Here is a 12,751-nt window from a genome sequence, read left to right as displayed (position 1 = left end):
TGATAGTCGCGCTCCAGTTTAGTTGCCGATCGGCAAATTACCTGCGCGACCTCAGCGCGATCCGGGGGCGGGACGGAACGCCGGGGTGTGGATCAGCCCGCGGAACCGGAGCGGTAGAGGCTTGTCAGCAGGGCGTCCAGTCCTCTTCGAGTCGTATTGCAGGGCACCTGACTCGAATTGTCGGTGCTGCCGGTTCCGACCGCCCCGTCGTAGAGCAGACCGAGCACGTTCGCCCCCAGATCGAGGACGGCCGAACCGGTGCCCAGGAACTGGACTCGCGTGCCGTCGTCACAGTGGATGGTCTCGGTGCTGCCGGTGCCCACATTGCCGATCGTGGCCGGGCCCTCGGCCTGGGCGGGCGCTGCCGATACGGCAAGGGCGGCGGTGGCGAGCAGTCCGGCGGCTATGGCGCGTTTCATCGATCCCTCACGAAAACAGTTGTGCGACAACCGACCTCGATGGCCGGTGGGACACAATGCTATTGCGACCCCGGTTTGAAATAGGTAGATTTCAAACCGGGAGGAATGTAACGCCCATCACATTTCCGATCGGCCCGCGCGCTATCGCAGTCCCGCGAAGAAAGCGCGAATGTCCGAAACAAGCAGGTCCGGGGTCTGCATGGCCGCGAAATGGCCGCCGGTGTCGAACTCGGTCCAGCGCACGATGTTGTTGAGCTGCTCGGCATAGCGCCGAATGGCCGGATCCCCGGCGAAATTGGCCACCCCGGTCGGGACCCGGGAGTGCGTGGGATGCTGCGGGGAATGCAGGGATTCGTAATACATTTGGGCCGATGAGCTGCCGGTATTGGTGAACCAGTAGATGGAGACGTCGGCGAGCATGTGGTCGCGGTCGACGCGGTCTTCCAGCGCGCCGCGAGATCCGGTCCAGGCGTGGAACTTCTCCACTATCCAAGCCAGTTGGCCCGCAGGGGAATCCGCGAGCGCGAACCCGAGGGTGTGCGGGCGGGTGCCCTGGATCTGGTAGTAGCCGCTGCCGTCGGTGAGGAATTCGCCTATGAGCGTGAGCTTTTCGCGTTCCAGCTCGGTGAGGGTGGCGGCATCGTCATCGGGCACTTGACCGTGCGGCATGAAACCCCAGGTGGCGGCGTTGACATGCACGCCGAGCACCCGGTCCGCATCGATCCGGCCCAGATCGGGGCCGATGAACGCGCCGTAGTCGCCGCCCTGCACGGCGTAGCGCGGATAACCCAGGCGGCGCATGAGTTCGGCGTAGGCGCGCGCGGTGCGAATACTGTCCCAGCCGGAATCGGTTGTGGGACCGGAGAATCCGAAATTCGGATGGGACGGGATGATCAGATCGAATGCGGGACTGCCGTCCTCGGGATCGCTGAGCGGTTCGATCACATCCAGGAACTCCAGCACCGAACCGGGCCAGCCGTGCAGCATGATCATCGGAGTCGCGCCGGTGCGGTGGGATCGTATGTGCAGGAAGTGAATTCGCGCGCCATCGATGACCGTCACGTACTGCGGATAGGAGTTGAGCCGCTTCTCCCACGCCTGCCAGTCGAAGCGCTGCGCCCAATACTCGGCGAGCTCCCGTAAATACTCGCCCGGCACCCCGCGCGCCCACCCGGTGCCGGAAATCTGTGCGGGCCACCGGGTTTGACTCAAACGCTGCCGGAGATCACGCAGCTGTGCCTGCGAGACCTCGACTTGAAAGGGGATGATGTCCTCGTCGAACGTACTGATAGAGGCCAGGGTAATCCCGCGCCCGGCGGCCCGTGGCCGAATAAACGGGATCTCCGGACAGACGCGGCAATGGCCGCGTTCGGCCATCCGCGCGGCCGTCGGACCAGCCGCGCGCCGATCAGGTGAGCAGGGTGCGGACGACGGCATCGGCGAGCAGGCGGCCCCGATCGGTCAACACCAGCCGGTCGGCGCGCAGTTCGGCCAGACCGTCCGCGACCACGCGCTGCGCCGCCGCCGCGCCGTCGGCATCGAGATCGCCCAGCGGCAATCCGGTGCGCAGGCGCGCGGTGAGCATGACCCGCTCGGTATAGCGCTCGGAGTCGCTGAGCTGCTCCCAGCCGGCGGCGGGCAGGCCGCCGAGCGCCACCCGATCCGCGTAGCGCGCAGGGTGTTTCACATTCCACCAGCGCACGCCGCCGACGTGACTGTGCGCGCCCGGACCCGCGCCGAGCCAGTCACCGCCATCCCAGTAGCCGAGGTTGTGGCGACAGCGGGCGCCGTCGTTCGCGGCCCAGTTGGAGACCTCGTACCAGCCGAGCCCGGCGGCCTCGAGCCGCGAATCGATGCGTTCGTAGCGGGCGGCGAGCACATCGTCGTCGGGTGCGGGCAGTTCACCGCGGCGCACCCGGCGGGCCAGCGCGGTGCCGTCCTCGACGATCAGCGAGTACGCCGATACGTGATCGACCCCGGCGGCCAGCACCGCGTCCAGGCTGGCGTCGAGATCGATATCGCGCTCCCCCGGCGTGCCGTAGATCAGATCGAGGTTGACGTGTTCGAACCCGGCGGCGCGCGCCTCCCGCGCGGCGGCGACCGCGCGCCCCGGTGTGTGGGTGCGGTCCAGCACCTTCAGCACATGCGCGGCGGCGGACTGCATGCCCAGCGAGATTCGGGTGAAGCCGCCATCGAGCAGCCTCGCGAAGAATTCCGGTGAGGTCGATTCCGGATTCGACTCGGTGGTCACCTCGGCCCCCGGCGCGAGCGTGAAGTTGTCCCGAATGGCGGTCAGCACATTCGCGAGCCCGTCCCCGCCGAGCAGCGAGGGCGTCCCCCCACCGACGAAGATCGTCTCCACGGGCGGCGTCGCGCTCGGAAAAGCCGCGAATTGCTCAGCGGCGGTTGCCAATTCGCCGCGCAGCGCCTCGAACCAGGACTGCGGCGATGCCGAGGTACCCAGCTCCCCCGCCGTATAGGTATTGAAATCGCAGTATCCGCAGCGCGTCGCACAGAACGGCACGTGGATATAGATCCCGAACGGCCCGCCCCCGAAGTCCCGCAGCTCCAGCGAAGGCTGATCTGCGGAAACGGTTGGGGCGATACCGACGGAATTCACCTCTCCAGTGTGACCGGTAGCCCAGCTCACACCGCACGCGCCCGGGCACCGGACGGCGAGAGACCGCTGTCCGCTCGCCGCACCCACTCGAATCCGGCCCGTGCGCACCACGGATGACGCAACCCGCGGTTTCTCGCGGCAGGCGCTACCGCCCGGCGGCTGACATGCTGTCCCCGCACATCGGCGAACAGGGGGATCCATGTGGGATGACGACAAGCGGCCGGGGGATGTGGTGGCTCGGCACGCGATCGATGTCGCGGAGCTGGCGATCGTCGATGCCGGATCGGTGGCCCCGATCGTCTATCACGTGCCGATGCCCGCGGTGCGGCCGGACGGACCGAATTTCGCGCGGTCGTTCGGCGGAGAGTTGTTGGCGCGCACGCTGATCTGGGATCCGCGGGCGACGCAGGAGATGACCTGGCGGTACGCGAAGATGGCGGTCGAGACGGTCACCGATCGGTTCCGCGCCGGGGGGATCGCGTCCGGGTTCGACAACCACGATCGGGTCACCGGGTGGCGGGCCGCGTTCTACTGGGCGCTGATCGCCCGCGATCCCGACGCGATGAACGAGATCGTGGAGTATCCGATCGAGCGGTTGCGGGAGACCGGCGGGAACGCCTTCGACGAGTTCCAGTACGAGTGGGCACGGATTCTCCAGGAGGCCTGGCGGTTCGGCCCCGAGGCGGTCGTGGAGCGGGCGCGAGCCCTGGATACGACCAGCCGGGTGGGCGCGCAGGAATCGGTGAACGGATTGCTGCGGCCCAGTATCGAGGTGTTCGCCCGCTTCGCCGACGGTGATGCCGATGGCTTCCTCTGGGAGCTCGGCAATGGTCTGCGCCTGCACCGGTCGTTCTTCGATACCGACACCTGGCGGCATGACCCCGAAGGCGTGTTCTCGCTGCCGTTGCTGGCGCTGGCCTGCTGGGCGAGTGATCTCGGACTGCGGATAGATATCGAATCCGAGTATCTGCCTTCGGGTTTCATCCTCCGCCCGGATTGGCTGCTCGTGCTGGAGGCGATCGAGCAGCCGGGGTGAGCCTCATGCGGCGATCACCGGGGTGTTCTGGCAGAAGGTGAGCAGCCAGCGGCCGTCCTCCCTGGTCAGACCGTAGAGCGGGGTGCCCTCGGAGACGAGGACGTCATCGTGGGTGAGGTACTGCTGGCGCACCTTCACCACGGCGACATCGGGACGGATGAAGCGGATGAAGAACGGTTCGTAGGTGGCGTAGCCGTCCTTGGTCGCGCCGGGGAGCACCGCGCGGGTGAATTCGGAGATCTCGTCGCGCCCGTTGAGGAATTTGCCGTGCCCGGTGGTCCAGATGGCGTCGGGGTGGAACAGGTCCAGGAAGGCGTCCGCGTCCTCGGCGCGCTGTGCGGCGGCGACCTGGGCGACGACGGCGTGGATGGCTGCGGTCTCGGCGGCGGTGTCGAGTTCTGAGGTGCTCATTTGCCCAGTTTCGAACCTCGAGTGCGGTCAAGGTCAACCGTCCAAGATCGATAACCCGGTGATCTATGACTGTTGTCACAAACCAGGCTTGCTAACCAGGGGATTTCCCTCGAAAGTCCGGAAAATATCGTCGGGCGGTCGGAACAACCTCTCTGACATGGCACAATAAGCTCCATGACGGAACTTGGAGTACGACTCGTGGCCCGGCGCCATGTCGACTTCAAGCGTGTCTGCAGCGCGAGCTGTCTGGCCGGAAGCCTCCGGTAGATCGGCTCCCCCCTTCCCCGGATCGACGCCAATTCTGCGGCGTCGAACTTGCCGGTTCGCTGATATCGGAGGCGTGAGTCAGCCCCTCTCGCCTGCCCGTAAGACTTTCAGGAGCGACCCCCATGACGTCGAGCACCGACGCCGACAGTTCCGAATCCGCTCGTCCCGCACGCCCCGAACGGCCCGCCGCCGAACGCCGCGTCCGACCGGATCGCCCACGCTCGGACGCGCCCGTCGCGCCGCGTGAACGCACCGGTAAGCCGGTGCGGCGCAAGTCGGAGGGACAGTGGGCGCTCGGCTATCGCGAGCCGCTGAACGCGAACGAGCAGAGCAAGAAGGACGACAACCCGCTCAACGTGCGCGCGCGCATCGAGAACATCTACTCGAAGCAGGGTTTCGCCTCCATCGACAAGAGCGATCTGCGCGGCCGCATGCGCTGGTGGGGTCTGTACACCCAGCGCGAGCAGGGCTATGACGGCACCTTCACCGGTGACGAGAACATCGATCTGCTCGAGGCCGAGTACTTCATGATGCGGGTGCGCTGCGATGCGGGCGCGCTCAATGTGCGCCAATTGCGCACGCTCGGACAGATTTCCACCGAATTCGGCCGCGATACCGCGGATCTGTCGGACCGCGAGAACGTGCAGTACCACTGGATCGAGATCGAGAACGTGCCGGAGATCTGGCGACGGCTCGAAGAGGTCGGCCTGCAGACCACCGAGGCGTGCGGCGACTGCCCGCGCGTGGTGCTCGGTTCGCCGCTCGCCGGGGAATCGTTCGGCGAGGTGCTCGATCCGACGCCCGCCATCGACGAGATCGTCAAGCGGTACATCGGCAAGAAGGAATACTCCAACCTGCCGCGCAAGTTCAAGACCGCCATCTCGGGCCAGCAGGATGTGGTGCACGAGATCAACGACATCGCGTTCGTCGGTGTCGAACATCCCGAACACGGTCCGGGACTTGACCTTTGGGTCGGCGGCGGCCTGTCCACCAATCCGATGCTGGCGCAGCGTCTGGGCGCGTGGGTGCCCCTGGACGAGGTGCCGGATGTGTGGGAAGCGGTCGTGTCGCTGTACCGCGATTACGGCTACCGCCGCCTGCGCACCAAGGCGCGCATCAAGTTCCTGGTCAAGGACTGGGGCGTGGAGAAGTTCCGCGAGGTGCTCGAGACCGAATACCTGAAGCGCAAGCTGATCGACGGTCCCGCGCCCAAGCAGCCGGAGCGCCCGATCGACCACATCGGCGTGCAGAAGCTGCGTAATGGCTTGAACGCCATCGGCTTCTCCCCCATCGCCGGTCGCGTCTCGGGCACCATCCTGCAAAAGGTCGCCGACGCGGTGGAATCCATCGGTTCGGACCGGATTCGATTCACCCCGTACCAGAAGCTGATCGTCCTGGACGTCCCCGACGACAAGGTCGAATGGCTCATCGACGAGCTGAAGCCGCTCGGCCTGCACGGTCGTCCGTCGCATTGGCGGCGAAACCTGCTGGCGTGCAGCGGTATCGAGTTCTGCAAGCTGTCCTTCACCGAGACCCGCAAGCGGTCCCAGGTGCTGGCCCCCGAGCTCGAGACCCGCCTCGCCGATATCAACGCCGACCTCGATGTGCCCATCACGGTGAACATCAACGGCTGCCCCAACTCCTGCGGTCGTTCGCAGATCGCCGATATCGGGTTCAAGGGCATGCTCGTCGACGACGGTGACGGGAATCAGATCGAAGGCTTCCAGGTTCACCTCGGAGGCAGCCTCGGACTCGACAGCGGCTTCGGCCGGAAACTGCGCCAGCACAAGGTGACCAGCACCGAGCTCGGCGATTACATCGAGCGCGTCGTACGCAACTTCGTCAAGAACCGTGATGAGGGTGAGCGTTTCGCGGTGTGGGCTGTCCGCGCCGAAGAGGCAGACCTGCGGTAGTTGGAGGAAACAGCAATGACCACAACGAAACTCGCCGAAGCGGACCTGCGCGCGCTGGTGGAACAGGGCAATAACGATCTGGGCCCGAACGCCACCGCGCAGGAACTGCTGGAGTGGACCGAGAAGAACTTCGGCTCCAACTACATCGTCGCGTCCAATATGCAGGACGCGGTGCTGGTGCAGTTGGCCTCGCAGGTGCGACCCGGCGTCGATGTGCTGTTCCTGGACACCGGCTACCACTTCGCCGAGACCATCGGCACCCGAGACGCTGTGGAACTGGTGTACGGCGTGAACATCGTCAACGTGCAGCCGGAAAACACTGTCGCCGAACAGGATCAGCTGCTCGGCAAGGATCTGTTCGCCCGTGACGCCGCCGAATGCTGCCGCCTGCGCAAGGTGGTGCCGCTGACCAGGTCGCTGGCGCCGTACAACGCCTGGGTCACCGGCATCCGCCGGGTCGAGGCGCCCACCCGCGCCAACGCGCCCCTGATCTCCTATGACGAGGGCTTCGGCCTGGTGAAGATCAATCCGATCGCCGCCTGGTCCGACGAAGAGATGGCCGCGTACATCGAAGCCAATGGCATCCTCGTCAATCCCCTTGTGGAAGAGGGATATCCGTCCATCGGTTGCGCTCCGTGCACACGGAAGCCGGAACCGGGATCCGATCCGCGAAGCGGCCGCTGGGCCGGCCTCGCCAAGACCGAATGCGGGTTGCACGCCTCATGACTTCAACAGAGACAGAATTCGACACTCTTGCCGCGCTGGAGTCCGAGTCCATCCACATCTTCCGCGAGGTCGCGGGCGAGTTCGAACGGCCGGTGATCCTGTTCTCCGGCGGTAAGGACTCCACCGTCCTGCTGCACCTGGCGCTCAAGGCCTTCTGGCCCGCCAAGCTGCCGTTCGCGCTGCTGCACGTGGACACCGGGCACAACCTGCCCGAGGTGCTCGAATTCCGCGATCGCGTGGTCGAGAAGTACGGGCTGCGTTTGCATGTCGCATCCGTCGAGGAATACCTCGCGGACGGGCGGCTCACCGAACGCCCGGACGGCATCCGCAATCCGCTGCAGACCGTGCCGCTGCTGGACGCCATCAACGAGAACCGCTTCGACGCGGTCTTCGGTGGCGGCCGCCGCGATGAGGAGCGTTCGCGCGCCAAGGAGCGCATCTTCTCGCTGCGCGACGCCTTCGGGCGCTGGGATCCCAAGCGGCAGCGGCCCGAACTGTGGAACCTGTACAACGGTAGGCACGCTCCGGGCGAGCACGTGCGGGTGTTCCCGATCTCCAACTGGACCGAACTGGATATCTGGCGCTACATCGCCCGCGAGAACGTGGAGCTTGCGAACATCTACTACGCGCACGAGCGCCCGGTGTACCAGCGCGACGGCATGTGGATGACCCCCGGCGTCTGGGGCGGCCCGGCCGAAGGTGAGGAGCTGTCCGTGAAGTCGGTGCGCTACCGCACCGTCGGCGACGGATCCACCACCGGCGCAATCATTTCCGATGCGGCCGACAATGCGGCGATTCTCGCCGAGGTCGCCGCCTCCAGGCTCACCGAACGCGGCGCGACCCGCGGCGACGATCGCGTCTCCGAGGCCGCCATGGAAGATCGCAAGCGAGAGGGCTACTTCTGATGTCCGACCTACTACGACTGGCCACCGCCGGCAGTGTCGACGACGGCAAGTCCACCCTGGTCGGACGGTTGCTGTACGACACGAAATCGGTGCTGGCCGACCAGATCGACGCGGTCACCCGCGCCTCGGTCGACAAGGGGCTGGCGACGCCGGACCTGTCACTGCTGGTGGACGGCCTGCGCGCCGAGCGCGAACAGGGCATCACCATCGATGTGGCGTACCGCTACTTCGCCACGCCCGCACGGTCTTTCGTGCTCGCCGACACCCCGGGGCATGTGCAGTACACCCGGAACACGGTGTCCGGGGCGTCGACCGCGCAGCTGGTGATTCTGCTGGTGGATGCCCGCAAGGGTGTTATCGAGCAGACCCGCCGCCATGCCGCGGTGATGGCGCTGCTGGGTGTGCCGAAGCTGGTGCTGGCCGTGAACAAGATCGACCTGGTCGATGATCCGGCCGGTGTCTTCGCGCGCATCGTCGCCGAATTCTCGGAGCTGACAGCCAAATTGGGCTGGGCCGCCGAGGATGTGGTGGAGATTCCGGTGTCCGCGCTGCACGGTGACAATGTCGCCTCGCGCTCGGACAAGACGCCGTACTACACCGGGCCCTCGCTCATCGAACATCTGGAATCGGTGCCGGTGGATGCCGACAGCACCCGCCACGAGGTGGGTCTGCGCTTCCCCGTGCAGTACGTGATCCGGCCCCGCACCGCCGAATACCCGGATTACCGCGGTTACGCGGGTCAGGTCGCGGCGGGCACCGTGCGCAAGGGTGACGAGGTCGTGGTGCTGCCTTCGGGCACCCGCACCACCGTCGAGCGCATCGACACCCCCAATGGCGAGCTCGCCTCCGCGCAGCCCGGCCGCAGCGTCACCCTGGTGCTGGCCAATGATGTCGACGTCTCGCGCGGCGACACCATCGTGGCCGCCAATGACGCCCCCGAACCGATCGAGGCCTTCGACGCGACGGTCTGCTGGCTCGGCGACAAGCCGCTGCGTCCCGGCGCACGGCTGCTGCTCAAGCACGGCACCCGCACCACCCAGGCCATCGTCGGCACGCTCATCGAGCGTTTCGACGAACAGCACCTGTCCGCTGATCCGTCCCCGGAAACGCTGGCGCTCAACGACATCGGCCGCATCTCGATCCGGGTCGCCGACCCGATCGCGGCCGACGACTACAGCGTCAACCGCTACACCGGCAGCTTCCTGCTCATCGACCCGGCGGGCGGCAACACCCTCGCCGCCGGCCTGGTCGGCGATGCCCTGACCAAGGTCGAGGTCGGCACGGAAGCCGGAGCCTGACATGAGTTCGCCCGGCAGCGGCGCGTTCTCGACCGCGCCGCTCCCGGTCGCCCTCCGCCACACCACGATTCGGCCGGGATCGGCCGAGGTTTCCGCAGCCGATACCGTCGCCGCGCATCAGGCGACGGTGGAAACATCCAGTGTGGCAATAACTTCGCCGAGCGCACGGGCGCTCGGCCGGGTCCGCACCAGCGGCGTACGCCCCGCCCTGATCGCTGTCGCGCACGGCAGCCGCGACCCGCGTTCGGCCGCGACCATGTACGCCGTCGTCGAACAACTCGCGGCGGCCCGCCCCGACGTGGATGTACGCCTGGCCTTCCTGGATCTGAACGCCCCCTCGGTCGACCAGGTCGTGGACGCCATTGCCGCCGAAGGCCATTCACACGCGGTAGTGGTCCCCCTCCTGCTCGGCAGAGCATTCCACGCCCGAGTGGATCTCCCCGGAATGCTCGCGGCCGCCCGCACCCGCCATCCCCGCCTGCGCCTGACCCAGGCCGACGTCCTGGGCCCGGATCCGCGCCTGATCACCGCTCTGCGGGATCGGGTGCTCGACCGTCTCGACTCGGAGTTCCATTCGGGCGCACCGAGTCCCGTCGCACGCACCGATGCGCAAAGCACGCACGCGGCGTTCGATCCTGTGCCGCGCTTGGGCGTTGCCGTCGCAGCCGTGGGCTCGTCCTCGGCGGCCGCGAACGCGCGCACCGCCGAAGTGGCACGTCACCTTGCCGCCATTACCGGCTGGGATACCGAAATCTGCTTCGCCACAACCGAACCCAGCATCACCGAGGCACAATCCCGCCTGCGCGCACGCGGCGCGGACCAGATCCTGGTGGCTCCGTGGTTCCTGGCCCCCGGTCTACTCACCGACCGACTCTCCGCCGCCGCCCCCGACCTGGCGCACGCCGAAGTAATCGGTGCTCATCCGGCGCTCACCGACATCGCGTGCGATCGCTACCATGCGGCCACCACCACCGCACTCACCATGTCCGCCTGATCCGAGCATGTCGCAGCGCGGCCGGCGCGACCGATTCGTACCGAGCACGGAGCTTGCGCCGAACTCCGCGTTGGCGTTTGAAGGCGGTGCTGCAGCCGAAGGCGTCGGCGTGGCCGAGGGATCTGGCCAACTGGGCGATGGTGAGATCGGTCATGCGGAGCTCTGTCGTGCGGCCGCTCCGGGAGCGCTCATCCAGCCGGTCGGATCCGAGCGGATTCAGCAGGTCTTCCGGATCGATTGGCGCACGGGCGATTCCGACGAGGAACGGGGGCGGGAGCCACCGGCGGGCAGGCTCGAGGTGGGCTCGGCGCGGGCCGTTCCCACGGTCGAGGGTGCCGCGGTTCTGCTACATGCAGGCGAGGAAGTGGCCCGCGGAGCCGGAGGACTTGGAGCACATGGCGTAGTCGTCGCTGGCGATCGGGGCGGGGTTGGTGGCGCCGGGGGCGACCGAGATGTCGGCCGAGGGGGCGTCGACGAGCGGGATTTCGGCGGAGGCGGTCGCGGCGGTGAGAGCGGCGGCGGCGAGGCCCAGGGTGAGGACACTGGCGCGGAGGACGGGACGCATGAGCGGGCTCCTTGTGAAAAGAATTCATTTCATAACAGCAGCTCGCATGCTACCCAGACGCATCCACCCGCAACAGGTATAGCGCAAATTCGGCGCGGACGTTGCCGAATGGTCATTCGGACGAGTTCGGATTCAGGTCGCGAATAGTTTAGGCTTTCCTAAGTTAGTGGAAGGTTTGGGCATGCTCGGAGAGATCGGCGCTGGGCGCGCTACCGCGCGGGGACTGGATTCCTGGCAGGCGTTCTGCGGGTACGCGGTGCTGGCCACCGGGGTGCTGGCGGGGGCGGTGTGGATCGCGGGGCATGCGCGGATCAGTCCGGAGGTGCACTTCTGGGGGCTGTCCGTCCATTTGGCTTCGCTGGCCGTGGGATTCGGGGCGGTGTTGATCGCGGATTCGTACGCGCTGCGCTGGGCGGTCGGGCGGGTCACGCTGAGCGAAATGCTGCGGGGGATGAATCGGCTGCATGTGCCGATTTGGGCGGGGCTGGCGGGACTGGTCGGCAGCGGGTGTGTACTGGAGCCGAATCTCGCATCGTCCATGACTCGGACCAAACTGGTGATGGTGCTGTTGTTGACGCTCAACGGGATTCAGGCCGCGGCGCTGGCTCGGCGACTGCGAGCGCGCGGGGATGCGCCGCTCACCGGGCGACTGCTCGCATGGGGTGTGGCCACCGGGGTGGTGTCGCAGGTGTGCTGGTGGACGGCGACCGGCATCGGGGTCATCAACGCGCAGCGCTGACCGCTCGATCCACCCGGCCGCGCTCGCGGACCACATCGCGGAGCCCTGGAACCCGCATCGGGTTCTCCGGCGTGGAGCCTCGGCGCGCCCGATAGGCTGGGCCGATGATCAAGGCAGTGGTGTTCGATGTGGGCGAGACGCTGATCGACGAGACCCGGATCTGGAGCCGATGGGCGGACCGGCTCGGGATTCCGCGGTTCGCGCTACTCGGGGTGATCGGCGGCATGGCGGCGACGGGGCGACCGCTCACCGACGCGTTCGAACTGCTGCTGCCCGGGGTGGATCTCGATCGCGAGCAGGTCAGCTGGGCCACCGATGAGCCGGAGAGCCTGCGCAATAACTTCGACGCCGACGACCTGTACCCGGATGTGCGGCGGGCGCTGGGCGAGCTGAAGGCGCGCGGGCTGATCGTCATCATCGCGGGAAATCAACCGCCGCAGGCGAAGTCGGCACTGGAGAAGATGAACCTGCCGGTGGACGGCATCTACACCTCGGCCGAATGGGATCTGGAGAAGCCCGATCCCAAGTTCTTCGTCAAATGCGCCGAAGTGGCGGGCGTGGAGCTCGGCGAGGTCTGCTATGTGGGCGATCGCGTCGACAACGATGTGCTGCCCGCGAACGGGGTGGGCATGATTCCGGTGCTGATCAAGCGCGGCCCGTGGGGTTATCTGCATTCGGAACTGCCGCAGACCTCGTACGGCGTGGTGGTCAACAGCCTGGACGAACTGGCCGAATTGCTCGCTCCCGCCTGAGTTCCGGCCCGACTCGGCTCTGCCGCCGGGTCTTCATGATCCGGTCCGGGCCGGGCTCCAACCATTTACATGACACATCAACTCAAAGGCCGATTCCCGCCAGCCA

13 protein-coding genes are annotated in these 12,751 nt (G+C 66.8%); 8 read left to right on the top strand and 5 right to left on the bottom strand.

Annotated features, from left to right (window positions below; genetic code table 11):
* Positions 1-92: 92 nt before the first annotated feature.
* From ACFVUS_RS36925 to hemW, 3 genes are all read right to left on the bottom strand, one after another.
* Positions 93-419, bottom strand: coding sequence for a hypothetical protein (locus tag ACFVUS_RS36925; protein ID WP_387777634.1), 327 nt, complete (start codon positions 417-419; stop codon positions 93-95).
* 141 nt (positions 420-560) lie between these two features.
* The gene (locus ACFVUS_RS36920) at positions 561-1,796 is read right to left on the bottom strand and encodes an epoxide hydrolase family protein (RefSeq protein ID WP_387777631.1); all 1,236 of its coding nucleotides are present in this window, start codon (positions 1,794-1,796) and stop codon (positions 561-563) included.
* Between the two features lie 31 nt (positions 1,797-1,827).
* A complete protein-coding gene (gene hemW, locus ACFVUS_RS36915) occupies positions 1,828-3,024 on the bottom strand; it encodes a radical SAM family heme chaperone HemW (RefSeq protein WP_387778562.1) in 1,197 nt (398 codons plus the stop codon).
* Positions 3,025-3,238: 214 nt separating this feature from the next.
* On the opposite strand from hemW, the gene ACFVUS_RS36910 reads away from it, so the two are divergent.
* Complete coding sequence (locus tag ACFVUS_RS36910) at positions 3,239-4,075, top strand: immunity 49 family protein (protein ID WP_387777628.1); 837 nt, start codon at positions 3,239-3,241, stop codon at positions 4,073-4,075.
* A 3-nt stretch (positions 4,076-4,078) separates the two neighbouring features.
* Here the strand turns inward: ACFVUS_RS36910 and ACFVUS_RS36905 are convergent, their stop codons facing one another.
* Positions 4,079-4,486, bottom strand: coding sequence for an SgcJ/EcaC family oxidoreductase (locus ACFVUS_RS36905; RefSeq protein ID WP_387777625.1), 408 nt, complete (start codon positions 4,484-4,486; stop codon positions 4,079-4,081).
* Between the two features lie 389 nt (positions 4,487-4,875).
* Here ACFVUS_RS36905 and ACFVUS_RS36900 point away from each other — a divergent pair, with 389 nt between their 5' ends.
* From ACFVUS_RS36900 to ACFVUS_RS36880, 5 genes are read left to right on the top strand one after another with little or no spacing between them, the layout of a single operon-like run.
* On the top strand, positions 4,876-6,666 hold the full coding sequence (locus tag ACFVUS_RS36900; protein ID WP_387777622.1) for a nitrite/sulfite reductase: 1,791 nt from the start codon (positions 4,876-4,878) through the stop codon (positions 6,664-6,666).
* A 15-nt stretch (positions 6,667-6,681) separates the two neighbouring features.
* Positions 6,682-7,392, top strand: a complete 711-nt coding sequence (locus tag ACFVUS_RS36895) for a phosphoadenylyl-sulfate reductase (protein WP_387777619.1) — start codon at positions 6,682-6,684, stop codon at positions 7,390-7,392.
* Complete coding sequence (gene cysD / locus ACFVUS_RS36890; RefSeq protein WP_387777616.1) at positions 7,371-8,297, top strand: sulfate adenylyltransferase subunit CysD; 927 nt, start codon at positions 7,371-7,373, stop codon at positions 8,295-8,297. The genes ACFVUS_RS36895 and cysD overlap by 22 nt, the downstream gene beginning before the upstream one ends.
* Positions 8,297-9,595 carry a sulfate adenylyltransferase subunit 1 gene (locus ACFVUS_RS36885; RefSeq protein ID WP_387777613.1) on the top strand — a complete coding sequence of 433 codons (1,299 nt, stop codon included), beginning with the start codon at positions 8,297-8,299 and terminating at the stop codon, positions 9,593-9,595. The genes cysD and ACFVUS_RS36885 overlap by 1 nt, the downstream gene beginning before the upstream one ends.
* 1 nt (position 9,596) lies before the next feature.
* Entirely contained in the window at positions 9,597-10,589 is a 993-nt protein-coding gene (locus tag ACFVUS_RS36880) for a sirohydrochlorin chelatase (RefSeq protein WP_387777610.1), read from the top strand.
* A gap of 346 nt (positions 10,590-10,935) precedes the next feature.
* Here the strand turns inward: ACFVUS_RS36880 and ACFVUS_RS36875 are convergent, their stop codons facing one another.
* On the bottom strand, positions 10,936-11,154 hold the full coding sequence (locus ACFVUS_RS36875) for a hypothetical protein (protein ID WP_387777607.1): 219 nt from the start codon (positions 11,152-11,154) through the stop codon (positions 10,936-10,938).
* 181 nt (positions 11,155-11,335) lie between these two features.
* Between ACFVUS_RS36875 and ACFVUS_RS36870 the strand changes: the two genes are divergently transcribed.
* Together ACFVUS_RS36870 and ACFVUS_RS36865 are read left to right on the top strand one after the other, a co-directional pair.
* Positions 11,336-11,893, top strand: a complete 558-nt coding sequence (locus ACFVUS_RS36870; protein WP_387777604.1) for a hypothetical protein — start codon at positions 11,336-11,338, stop codon at positions 11,891-11,893.
* A gap of 104 nt (positions 11,894-11,997) precedes the next feature.
* Positions 11,998-12,645 (top strand): HAD family hydrolase, encoded by a 648-nt coding sequence (locus ACFVUS_RS36865; protein ID WP_387777601.1) that lies wholly within the window; start codon positions 11,998-12,000, stop codon positions 12,643-12,645.
* Positions 12,646-12,751: the final 106 nt, after the last annotated feature.

It is taken from the genome of Nocardia sp. NPDC058058 (genome assembly GCF_042885355.1).
Classification (GTDB): Bacteria; Actinomycetota; Actinomycetes; order Mycobacteriales; family Mycobacteriaceae; genus Nocardia.
The sequence above is the reverse complement of the archived record's forward strand: the minus strand, read 5'-3'. Positions and strand labels throughout refer to the sequence as shown.